This window comes from Rhodothermales bacterium (assembly GCA_040221055.1).
Lineage (GTDB): Bacteria > Bacteroidota > Rhodothermia > Rhodothermales > UBA10348 > 1-14-0-65-60-17.
Window position 1 is genome coordinate 314,051 of sequence record JAVJVN010000014.1, and the last position, 19,246, is coordinate 333,296.

Genomic DNA, 19,246 nt, shown 5'->3' on the forward strand with positions numbered 1-19,246 from the left:
CGGCCCCAAGACTCGCATGCACACCATCTCCTATTCGCCGCTGACGCTGCCCCGGACCCTTGTCCGTTTGTCTCGATTGGCCTTTACTCAGGCTGAAGGTACCCGTCAGGCAGGCGTTCTTGCCGTGGTATTGGTTCTGTCTCTGGCCATGTGTATGTCTGTCGTGAATCCTGCACATGCCCAGCAACAGGTCGCCAAGTCGGGCGCGGCCGAGGGGGTCGCGGACGGGAAGCAGATGGCAACACAGGAGGCCAATCAATTCGGGTGGGCCCTGGCGGTGGACGGTGAATGGGCGTTCGTCGGTGAACCCCAGTCGCGATTCTTTCAGTCGAACGCGGTCATGGTGTTCCGTCACGACGGCAGCGCGTGGGCGCCGGTCGATACGCTCACCGGTCCGAACCGAGGCGCGCGCTTCGGTGCCGCATTGGCGTTGTCCGGCGGGTCGCTGTACGTCGGTGCGCCCGACGACGACGGAACGGGCGGCGTCCATGTCTACACGTTGGAAGGGGACACCTGGACGTGGTCTTCGGTGGTGCGTCCTGACCCGTCGGTCCCGGGAGCCGGCTTCGGCACGGCCCTGGATGTGGACGGAGACCTGCTGCTCGCCGGCGCCCCCTACGAGAACGGCAACAACGGTGCCATCTACACCTTTTCGCGCCAGGCCGGCAGTGGATCCGGATCGACCTGGGAGCAACAGGCCCGGTTGGAAGGCACGCTGTCCGGTGAGGCCCTCTTCGGATTTTCGGTCACCTTGGCCGGGGAAGGGGCCGTGGTCGGTGCCCAGTACAGCGCGGGGCGCGCGGGTGTGGCCTACTACTTCAAGCGGGATGCATCCACCGGCTCCTGGACGCTCGAGCAGGAATTCACGGGATCCGGCGTCGTGAGCGGCGGTCGGTTCGGCCGATCCGTATCGGGCGGTCCGACGGCGCTCGCCGTCGGTGCTCCGGCATTCGAGGGCGGACGCGGGCGCATCTTCACGTACTCCTACAAACCGAGCATCTCGCGGTGGGTTGAATCCCAGGGACTTTCCATGTCCGGCGGATCGTCCACAGGCTACTTCGGGTGGCACGTCGCCCTGCACGGAGATCGCTTGATGGCCGGAAGTTTCTCGAATGGACGGACCCAGGTATACCGCGTGGACGCCGAGGTCTGGAGTCTGGAGCAGGACATGGCCGTGCCGGTCCAGACGTCCAACGTCCAGTTCGGTTACGTCACGGCCCTGTCCGCGGACGCGGCGCTGGTCAGTGGTGGCAATGCGGAAACCGTGTATTTCTATGACCGGAGTACGCCGCAGTCCGGACTCGCGTTTTCGGGCAGCTGGGGCATTGAGTCGGACCTGCCATCGGCCATTACGGGAGGCGCTGCGTGCCAGGACGGTACGGCTGCAGGATTTCCTTGCGAAGGGGTGGATCTGTTGTCCTTCCTGCCCATCGAACAAATCGGTGGAGCGGCAGGGACCCGCCTGAATGACATCTGGGGATGGACGGATCCGGCCACCGGTACGGACTATGCGCTCGTTGGTCGTACCGACGGAACGGCGTTCGTCGATCTGGCCGATCCACGTGAGCCCCGCTATGTAGGCACGCTGCAGACGCGCACGAACGCATCCACCTGGCGCGACATCAAAGTGATCAACGATCATGCCGTCATCGTGGCAGACAATGCGGGCAGTCACGGCATGCAGGTGTTTGATCTGGCCAACCTGCGGAATGCCACCGGCGCCCCGGTCAACTTCCAGCCGACCACCGTCTATACGGCGTTCGGTTCGGCCCACAATGTGGCCGTGAACGAGGCATCGGGCCACGCGATTGCCGTGGGCATTTCGGGTGCCCAGAGTGTGCCGGCGGGGGCGGTCTGCGGCCCCGGCCCGCATCTCATCGACATGTCCAATCCGGCGTCACCCGTTTTTGCCGGCTGCTACCTTCCGGGTCACGGCCGCAGCTACTCGCACGACGTGCAGTGTGTCCGGTACAACGGACCGGACACCGCCCACGCCGGCAAGGACATCTGCGTGGGCTCGGATGAGGTCGGCATTTCCGTCACCGATGTGTCCAATACGACGGTGGGCAAGGAGCTCAGTCGCCTGGCCTATCCGGCGGTCGCCTACGCCCACCAGGGCTGGTTGACCGAAGACCACCGCTATTTCTTCCTGGGCGACGAACTGGATGAGTCCCGGGGACTGGCCTCCAACACGCGGACACTGCTGTTCGACCTGGAGGACCTGGACGAGCCCGTGCTGGTCGGTGAAATCCTGGGCGCATCGGCCTCCATCGACCACAACATGTACACGCACGGCGGTTTGTTGTACCAGGCGAACTATGCCAGCGGACTGGTCATCCTGGACCTGAACGCGACATCCACCCTTTCTCCGCAGAGCATCTCACAGGTGGCCTCATTCGATGTGTACCCGGGTGACGACGGTACGGCATTCGTTGGGGCATGGAGCGTCTACCCGTACTTCGACAGCGGCGTGGTCCTGGTTTCGGGGATCGAAAGTGGACTCTACGTGCTGAAGCTCTCGAGCAACACGTCTACGGCCGTCGCGCCCCGTCCGGACACGCGTCCAATTCGTCCGGGAGATGTCCGCCTGCAGGTCTATCCGAATCCATCCCAGGATGGGGTCACCGTGTCGTTCGAAACGAACGGAACCGGCCCGGTCCGCGTCGATCTGTATGACGGGCTTGGCCGCCGCGTCCGCCACATCCATGACGGCGTGGGAGGCACCAATGGCCCGACGACGGTCCGTATCCTGACCGACGGTCTGCCGGGCGGTATCTACTTCGTTCGCGCCCTGTCCGCCGGGAAGGTGGTCTCGACGCCACTCGTTGTAGCCCGGTAAGCCAGGAGGAAGAGAACGGCCAGGACGAGATCAATGAGCACCGGTGGCAACATGTCGGCGGTGACGCGGCCACCCGCAATCATGTACAGCACAGGCACGCCGAACAACAGCTTTTCGGCGATGGCGGGCAGCATCATGGGCCGGAAGCGGAAGACGTCCCATGAAATCAGGAGGAACGCCAGCTGCCAGGCCAAGGCGACACCGACAAAGCCGTAGTACTGCTCGGGTCGGTTCGTGACCGGTTGCATGTATTCGGCCAGCGCCGATTCGAACAGGTAGAGCGGTAGCAGGGTGACCAGGCCGTAGATTCCGGCCCAGAAGAACACCCGTCGGGCGAATTGGGGCGACATGGAGGTCAGGGGTCAGGGGTCGGGGTGATTTATTCCGTTCGCAGCGAGTCGGCCGGATTGGCCAGGGCGGCGCGGATGGATTGATAACTGACGGTCAGCCAGGCAATCGCGAGGGTTGCCAGGCCGGCCATCACCAGGAGTCCCACACCCAGGTCGGTGTGATACTCGAATTCATCGAGCCACTTGTTCATGACAAGATACGCCACGGGCGCGGCCACCAGAAACGCGCCGCCTACCAGGATGAGGTAGTCGCGGGACAGCAACCCCACGATTCCGGGTACCGATGCGCCGAGCACTTTCCGTACCCCGATTTCCTTGGTCCGCCGCTCGGCAGTATAGGAGGCCAGGCCGAAGAGGCCCAGACACGCTATGAAAATGGCGACGAAGGCGAACACGTTGGACAGGGAGCCCAGTACGGCCTCGCTCCGGTACATCTCGTCGAACTGCTCGTCCAGGAAACGGGCCGTGAAGGCATATTCGGGGTTGAACTGCTTGTAGACGTCGGTCAGCCCGGCCATGGCTTCCTTGGTGCGTGCGCCATCCATCCGGACGAACAGGATGCTCGTGTTGTCGGGCTGCAGGCGGAAGATGACCGGCGTGATGGGCCTGTACATCGAACTCAGATGGAAGTCTTCCATGACGCCCACAATGGTCCCCGGCGTTCCCCAGAACGAAATCTGCTGCCCGACCGGATCGTCCATGCCCATGGCTTCGGCCGCCTGCCAGTTCACCAGGTAATTGGTGGAATCCGATGCGAAATCGCGGGAAAACGACCGCCCGGCGGCCATCCCGATGCCCATGGTTTCCACGAAATCGTGGCCTACGGCAGCGTTCCAGAACAGGGTGTTGTCGTCCGGATCCTTCCCGTCCCATTCAACGCCGATGGTGTCGTTGCCGATCTGCAACGGGTTGTTGTTGGCGGTGGTAACGCCGGTAACGCCCTCGACCTGCATCAATTGGTTGCGGAAGGCCTCGTACTGGTTGGCAATGCCGCCCTCAAGCCGCACCATGGCTACGTTCTCACGGTTCATGCCGAGGTCCTTGGTCCGGATGAATTCCAATTGGCGGTACACGGTCAACGTGCCGACAATCAGGACAATTGACATGGCGAACTGCGCCACGACCAGCGCTTTCCGGAGCCCGGAGCCTTTGCCCGCCGATCCCGAGCGTTTGTCGAATACGCCCACGACGGAGAAGGAGGACAGGTACAGCGCCGGGTACGAGCCGGCGAGCAGACCCGTTACCAGGGCAAGACCCGCAAAAAGCGCCCAAAGGGCCGGGTCCAGCGTACCCAGGGTGACGGATTTCTGCGTAAGGGAGTTGAACGCGGGCAGCAGGACCATGACGAGACCGGCGGCCAACACGAAGGCAATCATGGCCTTCAGCAGCGACTCCCCGATGAACTGGAACGCCAGGGACTTCCGCGTCGCGCCCACGGTCTTGCGGACCCCGATTTCCCGGGCCCGCTGCGAACTGCGGGCGGTGGCCAGGTTCATGAAGTTGATGCTGGCAATCAGGATGATGAGCAGCGCGACGATCCCGAACATGCGGACATACTCAATCCGGCCACCAACCAGCACGCCGTTCTCGAAATCCCCGTGCAGGTACCGGTCGGCGAACGGGTAAAGGAAAACGTCCGATTCGTAGGAGTCATTGTGCTGGTCGATGATGTCCTTTATCCGGGCGTTGAAAGCGGCAACATCGGCACCGGGGACCAGGGTCGCATTCAGGCGGAGGCCATTGTTGTTCCAGGCCTCCACCCATTCGTTCCGTCGGATGTATTCCTCAATGGGGATGATGTATTCGAACTGAAGTGAGGATGCGGCAGGCACGTTCTCGAACACACCGGTGACCGTAAGATCTGTCCGATTGTCCAGCCGGATGGTGGAGCCCACGACGTCATTCCGATTCCGCCAATCGGTGCCGAAAAACCGTTCCGTCGCCGATTCGGACAGTACGATGGACTCCGGGACCTCCAGGACCGTGGCCGGATCGCCCACCACCAGAGGGAAGCTGAACATGCGGAAAAAGTCGACGCCCGCCCAGTGACCGTCCAGCCGGTAGACGTCGTTCCCGCGTGCCAGCATGGAGGTCATTTCCCATGAAATGAGGGCAGAATACTCGATTTCGGCCCAGTCACTCCGGAGCGCATCGTCCAGCGGTTTCGGCATGGATGGGGTCGTACCCCGCTGACCGCCGAAGGTGGAATGCCGCATGACCGAATACAACCGGTCCGAGTTCTCGTGGAACTGATCCACCTGCAACTCATCGTGCATCCAGATGAAAATCATGAACGCGCAGGCAAACCCGACGGCAAGACCCAGAATGTTCAGTGCAGAATAGCCCTTGTGGCGCATGATGTTGCGCAGGGCAATGGTAAAGAAATTGCGGAGCATCGATGTGCGGCGGTGTCGCGGATGAGGACGAGTTGCCTATTCGACACGGAAAAGCCGGAAAAGGGTTGCACGGAATGCCCTTTCCGTCAAAAAATGGAGAGTCCCGACTTCGTCGTCAGCAACTCCAGTGCCATCGTTCCGGCCACCGAATTGCCCTTGGGACTGAGGCCGGGCGACCACACGGCCGCTACGAACTCACCGGGCATGACCGCGACAACACCACCTCCGACCCCGCTTTTCGCCGGCAACCCGACCCGATAGGCATAGTCGCCGGCTTCGTCATACACACCACAGGTCAACATCACCGCATTTACGCGCTTGGTTTGCTGTCGGGTTGCCATTCGTTTTCCCTGCGGGGTCAAACCTTCCGACGCCAGATAGTACATGGCAGCCGCCAGCTCCTCACAGTTCATGCTCAGGGAGCACAGACGGAAATAGGCGTCGAGCACATCGTCGGGATCGTTTTGCAGATTGTCAAAGGACTTCAGGAAGTGGGCCAGGGCGCGGTTTCGGTAGCCGGCCCTGCTCTCCTCTCGGGCGACCTCGACGTCGTATCCTACATCCGCTCCGGTATTCGACCGCACGAAATCCAGAATGAGGTCCTCCGCATCGGTGGCGTGCGCAAGGACGGCATCGAGAACGACCAGCGCTCCGGCATTGATGAATGGATTCCGGGGAATACCCCGTTCCAGTTCCAATTGAACCAGTGAGTTGAATGAATTCCCCGACGGCTCCCGGCCCACTCGCTTCCAGACGGAATCCCCTTCGCGCTCAATGGCCACGGACAGGTTGAAGACCTTGGCAATACTCTGGATGGAGAATCGTCGCGTGGCATTGCCGACGCTGAACTGGCGGCCGTCCAGCGTCCGGACCGTCATTCCGAACTGTTCGAGCGGGACCGCAGCAAGCGGGGCGATGTAATCAGCCACGCGGCCGACCGACAGCAACGGACGGACTTCTTCTTCAATCTCGTGCAGGATTCCTTTATAATCGGGCGTGCTTTGCATTATTCGGCGTGCGCAAGAAGGATGCTCATGCAGGTCAGTCCGGCCTCAGCCTTGAGGAATTCGGAAATGTCCGTGGACATCACGCGGTACCCCCGGGCGTCCAATCGTTCGCGCGTTTCTGTGAATCCCGCGTGCATACAAATGGCCTGGCCCACCCGCAGGACGTTGGCGGCAAACGGCTCCGCGGTCGGTACGTGGATGCATTGGAAATCCCGGAAACAGGCGGCATCGACCCAGTCAGGGTTGATCAGCACGGTGCCATCGTCGACTGCGGTCACGCCCGTTTTCAGGTGAAGGCATCCGGTCACCGCCACGGGCACAATGGTGTAGCCGAATGGCGCAACGACCGCTTCCAAAGCCTTCAGTCCTGCTGTGTCGGTGCGGGACCCCTGGCCGACAAACAACGTGCGGTCCACCCGAAGCACATCGCCTCCTTCAAGTTTACCGGGGCCGGCGAGTCGGTGGACCGGTCGAAAAGCCTTCAGCGCGTGTTCAATGGCGGTCGTTTCCGGTCGACGCGATGCCGTTCCCATGGGGGTCACGACCGCCACTTCGTCCAGGACGACCGCGGTGTCTTCGACGAAGACACCGTCGGGAAACGCCTCATTGCCCTGCACCTGGACCACGCGCGCGCCGCATTCCCGGAGCAGGGTGCAGTAGGCCGTGTGCTGCGCCTCGGCACGTCGTTGGTCAATGCGTTGCACCGGCAGGAAGGTCAACTCGCATCCATCCAATCGGGGCGATGGAGCGTGGGTCAGCGCAATCAATGAACGGGCATCCGTGTGCGGAGTGGTTGTTACGTGGACGGATTGCACCATGAGTTCATATGGGCGATGTTACTTTGCATCAACATCAATAAACCAATAAACGGTAATCCCATGAAACGCCACGCATCGGCCGTCTGGAAAGGCGGCATCAAGGACGGAAAAGGAACCATTTCAACAGAAACCGGCGTCCTTTCGGACACGCAGTACTCCTTCAGCGCCCGGTTCGAGGACGGCATCGGCACGAATCCCGAGGAACTCATTGCCGCAGCGCACGCCGGCTGCTTTGCGATGGCCCTCTCCGGACAGCTTGGCGCTGCCGACATGACGGCGGAGCAGATTGACGTGAAGGCCACCGTGACCCTGGAAAAAGGAGAAGGCGGATTTGCCATCACGGCCGTCCACCTGGACCTCGAGGCCCGGATTCCCGGCGCCGACCCGGACGCGTTCAACACGGCGGCCAACAATGCCAAGAAGGGCTGTCCCGTCTCGAAAGTCCTGAATGCGGACATTACCCTCGACGCACGGTTGGTCTGATGGCTCGAACCCTTCGCCGCTCGTTGCGCATCCTCACACTGGTCCTGTTCGCCGGATCCACCGCCGGAACCGCTGCCGCCCAGGACGGGCTCGGCTCGCCGCCGGAACTGGCCGCCCTCGTGGAATTCAGTCAGACGCAGAGTGATTTCCGCGTGGCGGTGGACCGGTACGAGGAGGACCGGAGCGCGCTGCTCCGCCGGTATGACGTTCCGCTGTCGCCCGTCCGGCGGGAGCGCATGGACGCCTTCTACGGGGACTGGCTGCAACAGCTCTCCGCGCTGGATTTCAACGCGCTGAACCGCGAAGGGCAGATCGATTACATCCTGCTGCGCAACGAGATGGAGTTTCAGCGGGAACTGCTCCGGCAAGAGGCGGAGACCGTCGCGCGCATGGCACCCCTCATGCCGTACGCTCGCGACCTGGAGCGCCTGCAGGAAGCGCGGCGCGACCGGCTATCCGTGGACGCCCGGGTGACCGCCGACCTGCTGGACCGGGTTGCTGGCGAGATCGAGGCCCTCGTGGCGCATCTGAACAGTGGAGGCGCCGTGGACCCGGCGCCGAAAGCCGTTGACGCGGAGCGGGCCGCGGCCCATGTAGAAACGTTGTCGCGCATCCTTGAATCCTGGAACCGGTATTTCGACGGATACGATCCGCTTTTCACCTGGTGGGTCCCCGAGCCGTATGCACGCGTGCAGGCGGCGCTCGAAGCCCACGCCGCAGCCATCCGGAAGCGGTTCGTGGGCGATGCCGTGAACGGGCCCGTGATCGGTGATCCGATCGGCGAGGAGGGCCTGCGGGCGCATCTGGTGCGGGAGATGATTCCGTATTCGGCCGATGAGCTCATTGCCATTGCCGAGGCGGAATTCGCCTGGATGGAGGACGCGCTCAAGGATGCGTCGCGCCGCATGGGATACGGCGACGACTGGAAGGCCGCCCAGGAGGCCGTGAAGCAGCTTGCCGTCGACCCCGGGGAGAAGCCGGGTGTGGTCCTGGACCTGGAGCGGCAGTCCATCGACTTCATCGAAGCGCGGGACTGGATTACGCTGCCGCCCTTGGCCCACGAGGTCTGGCGCATGGAAATGATGTCGCCCGAACGCCAACGCGTGGCGCCGTTCTTCCTGGGCGGGGAGACCATCCAGATATCGTATCCGACGGACGAGATGACCCATGCCGAGAAACTCATGAGCATGCGGGGCAACAATCCGCACTTCAACCGGGCCACGGTGCATCATGAATTGATTCCGGGACACCATCTGCAGCAGTTCATGACGCGCCGGTTCAACGACCACCGGAGCGCGTTCGGAACGCCGTTCTGGACGGAAGGGTGGGCGCTGTACTGGGAAATGGTGTTGTGGGATGCCGGCTTCCCGCGCGGCCCCGAGGACGAAATCGGCATGCTGTTCTGGCGGATGCATCGGGCGGCGCGCATCATTTTCTCGCTCAGCTTCCACCTGGAGCGCATGACGCCGCAGGAGGCCGTGGACTTTCTGGTGGACCGTGTCGGTCACGAACGTGCCAACGCCGAGGCCGAAGTCCGACGCTCGTTCGCGGGATCGTATCCGCCCCTGTACCAGGTGGCGTACATGATGGGCGGCATCCAATTCCGGGCCCTGCACAAGGAGCTGGTGGACTCCGGACAGATGACGGACCGGGAATTCCACGACGCCATCATGAAGGGGGGCAGCATGCCCGTCGAGATGGTGCGCGCCCGACTCACCGCCGAGCCCCTCACTCCCGACTACACCACGCGCTGGCGCTTCATGGAATGATGTAGTACAGGAGATACGCGACGTAGCCCGCGAGGAAAAGAAACCCCTCGCGGCGCGAAATCACGTATCCGCTGAAGAAGATGGGCAGACAGGCCATCGCCGTGACCACCATAACCGGCAGGTCCACACGGAGGGCGGTCGCCGATACGCCGAGCCCCTCGGCCGCGACCAGGCTGGACACGCCGAGCACGGCCAGGATGTTGAAGATGTTGCTGCCCACGACGTTGCCGACGGCAATGTCCCGCTCGCCCCGGAGGGTCGCCACGATGGACGTGGCCACCTCGGGCAAGGACGTGCCTGCGGCCACGATGGTGAGCCCGATGACGAGTTCATCCACGCCCATCCACTGGGCGACCGTCACGGCTCCCGTCACGAACATTCGGGCGCCGAGCACCAGCATGCCGAGGCCGACGAGGACGAAGAGGGTATTGCGAAGGGGGTGGGCCGGCTCCCGAACGATGTCGTCCATGGGGTCGGACGTGCTCCCCGGGCAGACAGCCGCCGCGGTTTCCGCCCGACCTTTCTGTGCCAGGAACAGGGTGTAGGCTACAAGGGAGGCCACAAACAATGCTCCCTCGAACCTGTCGATGGCCCCGTCCCACGCGACGACCAGCGTGGCCACGGACAGGACGATCATCACCGGGACATCCAGTTTTACGAGCTGCGAAGACACGACCAGCGGAGCAACCAAGGCGCTCGCGCCCAGGATGAAGAGCACATTGAAGATGTTGCTGCCCACCACGTTGCCAACGGCAATGTCGCCCTGGCCCGAGACGCTGGACAGGATGCTCACCACCATCTCCGGTGCGCTCGTACCGAACGCGACAACCGTAAGACCAATGATCAGCGACGGAATTCCCATGGCGGAGGCCAGTCGGGAGGCGCCCCGGACCAAGCCTTCGGCTCCCGCCACGAGCAGTCCGAGTCCGAGGATCATGTAGAGGGCGGTCAGCATGGGTGCGGGTGGTTGTACGCGGCCGGTCCTACGGCGCGGGGAAACGGATGGCGGTGATCTTTGCCTTGAAGAAGGGAAACCAGTCGTCTGTTCCAATGGGGTTGCCGGCGTCGACGGCCGCCCGTGAGGGTTTCCCTCACGGCATCGACTTTGCAGGCATCGTACACTGGATGCAATGGTCAATAATACGGCGGACATCATGAAGCACGTTCTCATTCTGGTATTCCTTCTCCAGGCCTGCGGGCCTGCCGGAGACGATCGCCCCGATACGATCGATTTCGATGTTGAGGCGAATTACACGAAGAAAGAGGTCCAGATACCCATGCGCGACGGGGTGCATCTGTTTGCGACCATCTATACCCCGCGCGATACCACGCAGCACTATCCGTTTCTCATCCGACGGTCACCGTACGGATCCGGCCCATACGAACCGGGTGAATACCTGAACCATGTGGGGCCCAACGGAACACCCCGGTTTGCTGAGGAAGGCTACATTTTTGTCTACCAGGACGTCCGGGGACGATTCATGTCGGAGGGCACATTCACCAACATGACGCCGAACCATCCGGGAAACAGGCCGGATACGCCTCCGGATGAGAGCAGCGACATGCACGATACGGCCGAATGGTTGCTGGAAAACGTACACCCGAACAATGGGAAAATCGGCCTGTGGGGCATTTCCTACCCGGGTTTCTATGCTGCGGCCAGTGTTATCGATACCCACCCGGCCGTGAAGGCGAGTTCACCTCAGGCACCCATAGGAGATTGGTTCATTGGAGACGACTTCCACCACAATGGAGCGTTCTTCCTGCAGGATGCATTCCGGTTTTTCTACCGGTTCGACCACATAGAGCCCACACCCACCCAGGCCAGACGGGAGCCGGCCTTTGATTTCGGGACCGACTCGGCCTACGAGTTCTTCCAGGCGCTCGGGCCAATCAAAAATGCCAACGAGCGGTATTTCCACAACCAGGTTCCCTCCTGGGATTCACTCATGACGCACGGCACCTACAATGCCTATTGGCAAGCACGCAATATTGTCCCGCACATGGAGAATGTGACCTCGAGCATGCTCACCGTCGCGGGTCTGTTTGACGCCGAGGATCCGTATGGTCCGATCGCGATCTACCAAAGCACGGAGGCCCGCAATCCCGGGATCGACAACAAACTGATTCTGGGTCCGTGGTATCACGGAGGTTGGGTACGTGCCGATGGGGACAGCCTGGGAGCAGTGGGTTTCGGACAGAAGACATCCCTGTACTATCAGGAGAATATTGATCTGGCCTGGTTCAACCAGCAGCTCAAAGGCAAGGGAAACGCGGGTCTGCCGGAAGTCATGGCCTATGGTTCGGGCACTGACGCATGGCGGGAATTCGACGCATGGCCGCCGCCCGATGCCACGCCCGTTTCCTTCTGGTTCGGACCCGAGGGGTCGTTGAAAACGGAGGTGCCCGTCGAAGTCGAGGGCAAGGACAGTTGGGTAAGCAATCCCGCCAATCCCGTGCCATACACGGGTGAACGAAGTATAGCCCGGTCCCGTGAGTACATGGTCGAGGACCAGCGCTTCCTCCAGGGACGGGAAGACGTATTGACGTTCGCGTCCAAGGAAATGACGATGCCCTCCACGTTTGCAGGCCCCGTGGATGTCGAACTTTTCGTGTCCACCACCGGCACGGATGCCGATTTCGTAGTGAAGGTGATTGACGAATATCCGGATGGATTCCAGATGCTCGTGCGGGCCGAAGTGTTCAGGGGGAAATTCCGGAACAGCATGTCTGCTCCGGAGCCCTTTATTCCCGGACAGGTCGCCCGGGTGTCGTTCAGTACACCGCATATCCTGCACACGTTCAAGCCCGGCCACAGAATGCTTGTGCAGGTACAAAGCAGCTGGTTTCCGTTGGTCGACATGAACCCGCAGACGTTCACGGACATCTATACGGCGGACGAAAGTGCCTTCCAGTCGGCTACCCATTCGCTGCACCGTGCGGCAGGTCAAGCCTCGCGGATTACCCTGCATCGTATTCCGGAATAAGACTCGGCAGGTGCCGTACATGAAGACGCTGATCGTTCTGTTTACCGGCCTTCTGCTCGCACAAACCGGTTGTGCACAGGAACGGGCACCGTGGACCGCACCATCGTTTACGCAACAGGATTCGTTGCGCGGGTCCATCACGCCCGAGAGGGCATGGTGGGACCTCACCTATTACCATCTGGACGTCACTGTGGACCCGGAAGGCAAATCCCTTGAAGGGCGGAACGCCATCCACTACAGGGTTCTGGAGCCGGCTTCTCGCATGCAAATTGATCTCCAAGCACCCTTGGAGCTGCGACACGCCGAGCAGGACGGGCGCGCCCTGTCGTTCACCCGCGACGGTAACGTGTACTGGCTGGACCTGGTGGCACCCCAGGTAGTCGGTGAAGTCCGGAGTGTGGTGCTTTCCTACGGAGGCATCCCCAAGCCCGCCGAGAATGCACCTTGGGATGGCGGATTCAGCTGGGCACAGGATGAACTGGGCAATCCGTTCGTGGCCACGTCGTGTCAGGGTCTTGGAGCGAGTGTCTGGTGGCCATGCAAGGATCACATGTACGATGAAGCAGACAGCATGCTCGTGAGTGTGACGGTGCCACCGGGGCTCATGGGTGTCTCGAACGGGAGACTGCGAAGCCAGGATACGCGGGATGATGGATGGACGACGTTCCATTGGTTCGTATCGAACCCCATCAACAACTACGGCGTGAATGTGAATATCGGAGATTACGCATCGTGGCACGAGGTGTACGACGGTGAGGCGGGCCCGCTCGATCTGTCGTTCCATGTGCTTCGCCCGAATGAGGATCGGGCCCGCCTCCATTTCCGTGATGTACATCGGATGCTGGAGGCCTTCGAGCACTGGTTTGGACCCTATCCCTTCCGTGAGGACGGGTACAAACTGGTGGAAGTGCCCTATCTGGGAATGGAGCATCAGAGCTCCATCACATACGGAAACGGTTTTCAGGACGGCTACCGGGGCCGAGACCTGAGCGGTTCAGGTTGGGGGCTCAAATTCGACTTCATCATCATCCATGAATCGGGTCACGAGTGGTTCGCCAACAACATCACCTACCGCGACATCGCGGACATGTGGATACATGAGAGCTTTACAGCCTATTCGGAAAATCTGTTTGTGGACTACTGGTACGGGACCGAGGCGAGTGCCGAATACGTGATCGGGACCCGCTCCAATATCCGCAATGACCGTCCGATAATCGGAGAGTACGATGTCAATTTTGCCGGGTCCGGGGACATGTACTACAAAGGCGCCAACATGCTGCACACCATCCGGACGGTGCTCGGCGACGACGATCACTGGCGACGCATGCTTCGAGGTTTGAACGAAACGTTCTGGCATCAGACGGTCACGACTGAGCAAATCGAGTCGTGGATGATCCAGGAGTCGGGCCTGGACCTCGCGCCCATCTTTGACCAGTATCTTCGCGATACGCGCATTCCGTTATTGAAAACGGAATGGGACGGCAACATGCTGGCCTACAAGTGGGACGACGTGGTCGAGGGGTTCAATATGCCCATCGAAATCCGGGTCGACGAGGGGCAATCGGTCCGCCTGGTACCAACTACGACGTGGCAGTCCATGCGCATGGATGCATCCGGCACGGTCACCGTAGACAAGAATTACTACGTGCGAACAGTTCAGGCCGCTGAAGCAGGGTATTCACGTTGAACAATCCGCCATACGAATGTCCGACCAGAGTCCGGTAGGGCGTGGGAATACATGTAATACGACAGCAAGGACTTCGGAGCGCAGGCTGTCCGGCTCGCCAATGGTCAGGAGGGGTGAATAAGGGGCGGCCGGCGCTACGGCGCGGGGAAACGGATGGCGGTGATCTTTGCCTTGAAGAAGGGAAACCAGTCATCTGTTCCAATGTGGTTGCCGGCGTCGGCTTGGAAGGGCAGCATGAATCCGTCCACGTTCCGGAAATCCGAGAGCAGGCCCCCGAACGGCTGCAACCGGAAGACGTTCTCCGGATTGGCATTGGTCCAGCGCATGAACGAAACCCGATGTGGGCGGCCGTCGACGTCCACCGCGACATCCACGGCTTGCGTGAAGCCGCCGTGGGTGACGGTCACGCGAGCGGTGTTGGCGTCGACGGCCGCCCACGAAACGCCCGGTCCCGGCAACAGCGCCGCGGGGGTCCAGAAAACGGCTTCCGCAACGTATCGGCCAAACGCTGAGCGGGCATGATCCTCGGAGCCGCCTGCGCGGGCCACGGGAATCAATCCCAGGATCCGGAATCGGGTCCAGGTCCCGGCATCGGACCCGGATATGGGGACGGGGCCGGGGAGGGTCAGTTTCCATACGAATCCATGCGGTGCGGCCAGGATCTGGTTGGCGCGCATGACCTTGTAAGCGGGGTTTTCCCGGGTCCCCAGACTGAATTCACCTTCCATGGTGAGTTCGGCCACGGTGCGGAGTGGCGTACCCGGCTGGATGGCGAACAGGAAGAACCGGCGGGCCGGTTCGGGCAGGTCTGCGACCATGTCGGGCGTGAACAGGGCGGGCACAGCGGGCTGCGTTGCCCGCAGGCGCTGCCATTCCGCGCGGTCGGCTCGGGCATCCATCCAGCGCAGCGCGAGCAGGGCACCCACCCCGAGCAGCAGCACCAGGGCGAACGCGTAGAGGAGCATGGTGGGCCATGAAACGGCGACGGTCATGGGTTCAGCGCAGGATGAAGTCGATGACGACCGGCCGATGATCCGAAATGACGGGCTCGTCCAGGAGCTCGTGCCGGATGACTTCGAACGCGTCCCGGGGGCGCAGCAGGATGAAGTCGATTTCCTTGACCGGATTGAACGACGAAAACGTCAGGTTGTCGTCGCCTTTGGGCACGATATGCCAGCGCTCCGCCAACCACCCCATGACCGTTCCGCCGGGTTCGGAGTTGAAATCACCTGCCAGGATGGTGGGCCGGGTTTCTTCCGAAAGATGCGCCTCGAGCTCCTGCGCCTGTGCCAGGCGTTCCTCTTCGGTGCGGTAGAAATGGATGCCGACCAGGCGGAGTTCGCGGCCCGTTTCGGGCGATGCGACAACAGCAGACAGGGCCGTTCTGGGCTCATCCCCGTCCGGCAGGCGGATGTTTTCGGTCGCGACAATCGGCCATGCGGAGAGCAGTGCCATCCCGTATTTGCCGCCCTGGTAGGGCATGAATTCCCCGAACACCGGCGCCATACCGGTCAGTTCGCCGAGGACGGTCGCCTGGTCCACGCCGCCCGTCCGCTCGACCACGCTGTCCACTTCCTGGAGCGTGACCAGATCCGGCTGGACCTCCCGGATGAGCGCGGCAATCCGCTCCAGGTCCGTGACGCCGTCCATGCCCTCGCCGTGATGGATGTTGTAGGCGAGGACGCGGACGGTGTCGGCCGACGGCTGGGCCGGTTGGGGCGGCCGCTGCGTTTCCGCGCCGCACGCCGAGAGCACAAGGATCAGCAAGACGACAAAAGGGGCAGTGGTAGTACGAATACTCATGGGTGACGACGTTTCGGAAACCGTATAGATGGCATGGGATATAATTGTACGGCAAAATACCGTACAAAAGGACAAGGTCTGATGTCATGAAGCCCGAAGACGCACCCAAAACGGCCCGAATGGAACTTCGCGCCACAGAATATCAGAAATCCGTCATTGAAATGGCGGCGTCCCTCGTGGGCGAGTCCGTAACGTCGTACGTCCTGTCAAAGGCGCTGGACGATGCCCACCGGATCATCCGGGAGAACCATGTCACGGAGCTTTCATTGGCCGACTGGGAACGGTTTTCGGCCCTCCTGGCAGAAGACGCCGCGCCGAATGAGCACCTGAAGAACGCCCTCAGGGCGTACCGGGAGCAGGTAGCAGAATAGGACATGCTGGATTCGCTCCAAACGGCCCCTCTCCGCATCCAAAAACTCTCACCCCGGCACAATCGAAAAGGATTCGATTGCGGCGTCGAGCCGTTGAACGAATACATTCAGGCCTACGCCAGACAGAATGAACGACTGGGGATTAGCGTGACCCGTGTGGCCGTGCGGGGGGACAGCCCCGAAATCCTGGGCTTTTATTCGCTTTCGTCTGGTCACGTCACGTGTGGCGAATTGCCTGAGCAGGAGGCTCGGCGCCTGCCCAACTATCCGATTCCCGTTGTCCGGATGGGTCGTCTGGCGACAAGTTTGGCTGCGCGCGGCACCGGAGTCGGTGCACATTTGTTGATCGATGCGCTCCGTATTTCGCTGGGTGTGTCGAAGGACATTGGCATTTACGCGATTGAAGTCGATGCCAAATCAACGCAGGCCAGGGAATTCTATCGCCACTACGGATTCGCCCCGCTCAGCGACCATCCACTCCACATGTATTTGACCATGAAGACGGTTCAGGCGCTCTTCGGGTAGGGCACGTCTGCCCGTCAGGGGTTCGGTTTTTCAGCCGGATTGCTGGTACGGGATTCTTCCTCCAATCGTTGCGCGAGACGGGTACGGCCTGCTTCGGCATATCGAAGGCAGGCTTCCCGGTCGATGAGCGGCTCGGCGCCTTCCATCCGATCCCAGAATGAGGAGGCCGAAGGATGCGGCGTCACCAGGATATCACATGACAGGGACTCCAGTGACTGGAAGCCCCGTTCGAAGGCAGGAAGCCCGGCACTGCCGGTGAAATGAAAACCGTCGGCCGACACCGGGGTCTGGCTGTCCGCATAGACGATATCCAGGCAGGTGGCGTCCGTGCAGGACGACCAACTCCACGTGGTTCCGCCCGGCGCATGACCTTCGGTCAGCCACGGTACGAGTTCCAGGTCGCCCAGACGTACGGGATCACCTTCGGAAACCGTCTCGACGTCGGCCACCGACGGAAATGCCAGATGAATGGCGAACTGCGGGTCGTCCGGGCCCGCATTGCCCGCCCGGAGTGCAGCGGCACCCGCCGCCACGGCGGCTACACGCGCACCCGTGACCTGCTGCAGCGCGGCAATGCCACCGGCATGATCGAAATGCGGGTGGGAGTGGAGAATGAGCCCGATATCCTCTGCATGGAATCCCAGCGCGGCAATATTTTCGAGAATGAGAGGTGCGGAATCCGGGAGCCCGCCATCAATCAGGACATGACCCGTATCGGATGTGATGAGGATGGATGCCAGCCCCCGCGTCCCGACATACCACGTGTTGCCATGGATATTGAACGGCTCCTGGGGCTCGTTCCACCCGGCACACGCACCGCAATCATCCGCGGAATAGGGCTGAGTCAGTTCAGAAAAAGGAACCTCGGGTGCACAAGAAGAGAGAACCAGAAGGGCCGCAACCATTGCCAGGTCACGGGCCAGCTTCGAACGAATGTGGGCGGGCCATTCGGCCGATGGGCATATGATCATGAACGATCCGGGATGGAAAGGGACATCCGCACAAGATACGTTTCGCCCATTTCGCCGCTCGTTGTAGCCCAGATTTCGTCCAGATTGTACGTCCAGAGGGACACGCCCTCCGGCACGTGGACTTCGCCCAGAAACGTACCGTCATCCTGGAACACATCGTACACGACGGGCTCTCGCCAGGTTCGCGGTGGCGGAGCGCCTTCTGGTGGCGCGGGCTCGCCTGCCCGATCGTGCTTCACTGCTTCTACGTAGCGCCTGACCCAGATACTTCCATCTTTGCCGGAATAGATGGTCCGGTAGAACGGCTTCACGGAGGGTGTAGGCGGTGGAAGCTGGGACATGAACTGTCCTTGCGTTTCGATCTGCCACTCCCGAACGGCTTCCCATTCAGCTCGTTCTTCCGAATTGAGTTCGACGCGTTCGAGGTCCCGCGACAAGACGACCGTACCCTCCGGCTTTCGAAGTTCGATGGCATAAGCGTCGCTTCGACCGACCACGACGTATCCGTCGGGATGCAGGTCCCAATCCACACCGACACTGAAGAAGCCGGACGGTGGCAGCTCATCTCCGGGCATGCTCGGCGCATGCAGCGTATCGACCGGAAGCCCATTACCATCCAGACGCAGCAGTCCCGTTTCGAAGGGCTGGTCTTGCTGAGGCCTCGATGTGACAATCCGGGCATAGACCTGTCCTTGCCGATCCACGTACATGGCCCTTGACGTGTACAACCCCGAATCCAGTCCCCATTGCTCGGAGAACTCCCCGTCCGGGGTATACATCGTGAATCGGCGGTTGCGGGGATCCCGGACAATGAGGCGTCCGTCCGGCAGATGGTCCATGCCCAGGATGATGTCTTCGTACTCACCGGGCCCGGATCCCTTGGCACCAATCGTTTTGATGTAGGTGCCCTCAGCATTGAAGTGACGGATGGCGGGTACGCGGTCGTCGAACGCGTAGACTCCGCCTTCACCGTCGGGAACGAGCTCCGTTATGCGCCCCAACATGTAGGCGTCCTCATCGCTTTCCAACGCGCCAATGCGGAGGTCTTCGGTCAGCGTGGCGGGTTCGCCCCATTCGCCGAGTGACGAGTCGGGTCCGGAGGCGTCACCTCCACAGGCAACGATCGTGCATGCCAGCGTCCCGGCCAACATGAAAAGCACTGCGGATTGGATCCATCGGGAGGTGTGCATGGCGGTCCAGGGATGATGAAACGATTCTGGTTCGTGCCCACGACGGGTCG

The 19,246-nt window shown here is 61.6% G+C and carries 16 protein-coding genes; 7 read left to right on the top strand and 9 right to left on the bottom strand.

Going from position 1 to position 19,246, the window contains the following annotated elements; all coding sequences use genetic code 11:
• Window positions 1-16 precede the first annotated feature (16 nt).
• Window positions 17-2,839 (top strand): choice-of-anchor B family protein, encoded by a 2,823-nt coding sequence (locus RIE53_08990; protein ID MEQ9104821.1) that lies wholly within the window; start codon window positions 17-19, stop codon window positions 2,837-2,839.
• On the opposite strand, the gene RIE53_08995 is transcribed toward RIE53_08990, so the two are convergent.
• The 4 genes from RIE53_08995 to RIE53_09010 form a co-directional block, all read right to left on the bottom strand.
• The gene (locus RIE53_08995) at window positions 2,776-3,189 is read right to left on the bottom strand and encodes a hypothetical protein (protein MEQ9104822.1); all 414 of its coding nucleotides are present in this window, start codon (window positions 3,187-3,189) and stop codon (window positions 2,776-2,778) included. The genes RIE53_08990 and RIE53_08995 overlap by 64 nt on opposite strands.
• Before the next feature lie 29 nt (window positions 3,190-3,218).
• Complete coding sequence (locus tag RIE53_09000; protein ID MEQ9104823.1) at window positions 3,219-5,585, bottom strand: ABC transporter permease; 2,367 nt, start codon at window positions 5,583-5,585, stop codon at window positions 3,219-3,221.
• Window positions 5,586-5,671: 86 nt separating this feature from the next.
• Complete coding sequence (locus RIE53_09005) at window positions 5,672-6,592, bottom strand: glutaminase (protein MEQ9104824.1); 921 nt, start codon at window positions 6,590-6,592, stop codon at window positions 5,672-5,674.
• A complete protein-coding gene (locus tag RIE53_09010) occupies window positions 6,592-7,410 on the bottom strand; it encodes an arginine deiminase family protein (GenBank protein ID MEQ9104825.1) in 819 nt (272 codons plus the stop codon). The genes RIE53_09005 and RIE53_09010 overlap by 1 nt, the downstream gene beginning before the upstream one ends.
• 60 nt (window positions 7,411-7,470) lie before the next feature.
• On the opposite strand from RIE53_09010, the gene RIE53_09015 reads away from it, so the two are divergent.
• Window positions 7,471-7,893, top strand: a complete 423-nt coding sequence (locus RIE53_09015) for an OsmC family protein (protein ID MEQ9104826.1) — start codon at window positions 7,471-7,473, stop codon at window positions 7,891-7,893.
• Window positions 7,893-9,662, top strand: coding sequence for a DUF885 family protein (locus RIE53_09020; protein ID MEQ9104827.1), 1,770 nt, complete (start codon window positions 7,893-7,895; stop codon window positions 9,660-9,662). Before RIE53_09015 ends, RIE53_09020 begins: the two co-directional genes overlap by 1 nt.
• Here the strand turns inward: RIE53_09020 and RIE53_09025 are convergent.
• Window positions 9,652-10,617, bottom strand: coding sequence for a calcium/sodium antiporter (locus RIE53_09025; GenBank protein ID MEQ9104828.1), 966 nt, complete (start codon window positions 10,615-10,617; stop codon window positions 9,652-9,654). The genes RIE53_09020 and RIE53_09025 overlap by 11 nt on opposite strands.
• Window positions 10,618-10,816: 199 nt before the next feature.
• Here RIE53_09025 and RIE53_09030 point away from each other — a divergent pair, with 199 nt between their 5' ends.
• Complete coding sequence (locus RIE53_09030; GenBank protein ID MEQ9104829.1) at window positions 10,817-12,649, top strand: CocE/NonD family hydrolase; 1,833 nt, start codon at window positions 10,817-10,819, stop codon at window positions 12,647-12,649.
• 19 nt (window positions 12,650-12,668) lie between these two features.
• The gene (locus tag RIE53_09035; GenBank protein MEQ9104830.1) at window positions 12,669-14,336 is read left to right on the top strand and encodes a M1 family metallopeptidase; all 1,668 of its coding nucleotides are present in this window, start codon (window positions 12,669-12,671) and stop codon (window positions 14,334-14,336) included.
• A 134-nt stretch (window positions 14,337-14,470) separates the two neighbouring features.
• On the opposite strand, the gene RIE53_09040 is transcribed toward RIE53_09035, so the two are convergent.
• Window positions 14,471-15,328, bottom strand: a complete 858-nt coding sequence (locus RIE53_09040; GenBank protein ID MEQ9104831.1) for a hypothetical protein — start codon at window positions 15,326-15,328, stop codon at window positions 14,471-14,473.
• A 4-nt stretch (window positions 15,329-15,332) separates the two neighbouring features.
• Complete coding sequence (locus RIE53_09045) at window positions 15,333-16,139, bottom strand: endonuclease/exonuclease/phosphatase family protein (protein MEQ9104832.1); 807 nt, start codon at window positions 16,137-16,139, stop codon at window positions 15,333-15,335.
• Between the two features lie 86 nt (window positions 16,140-16,225).
• Between RIE53_09045 and RIE53_09050 the strand changes: the two genes are divergently transcribed.
• Window positions 16,226-16,510 (top strand): DUF1778 domain-containing protein, encoded by a 285-nt coding sequence (locus RIE53_09050; protein ID MEQ9104833.1) that lies wholly within the window; start codon window positions 16,226-16,228, stop codon window positions 16,508-16,510.
• 3 nt (window positions 16,511-16,513) lie between these two features.
• A complete protein-coding gene (locus RIE53_09055) occupies window positions 16,514-17,035 on the top strand; it encodes a GNAT family N-acetyltransferase (GenBank protein MEQ9104834.1) in 522 nt (173 codons plus the stop codon).
• A gap of 14 nt (window positions 17,036-17,049) precedes the next feature.
• Here RIE53_09055 and bla read toward each other — a convergent pair whose 3' ends face one another.
• Window positions 17,050-18,006, bottom strand: a complete 957-nt coding sequence (bla, locus tag RIE53_09060) for a subclass B3 metallo-beta-lactamase (protein MEQ9104835.1) — start codon at window positions 18,004-18,006, stop codon at window positions 17,050-17,052.
• Window positions 18,003-19,196: a 6-bladed beta-propeller gene (locus RIE53_09065; protein ID MEQ9104836.1), complete on the bottom strand. Its 1,194-nt coding sequence runs from the start codon at window positions 19,194-19,196 to the stop codon at window positions 18,003-18,005. The genes bla and RIE53_09065 overlap by 4 nt, the downstream gene beginning before the upstream one ends.
• Window positions 19,197-19,246: the final 50 nt, after the last annotated feature.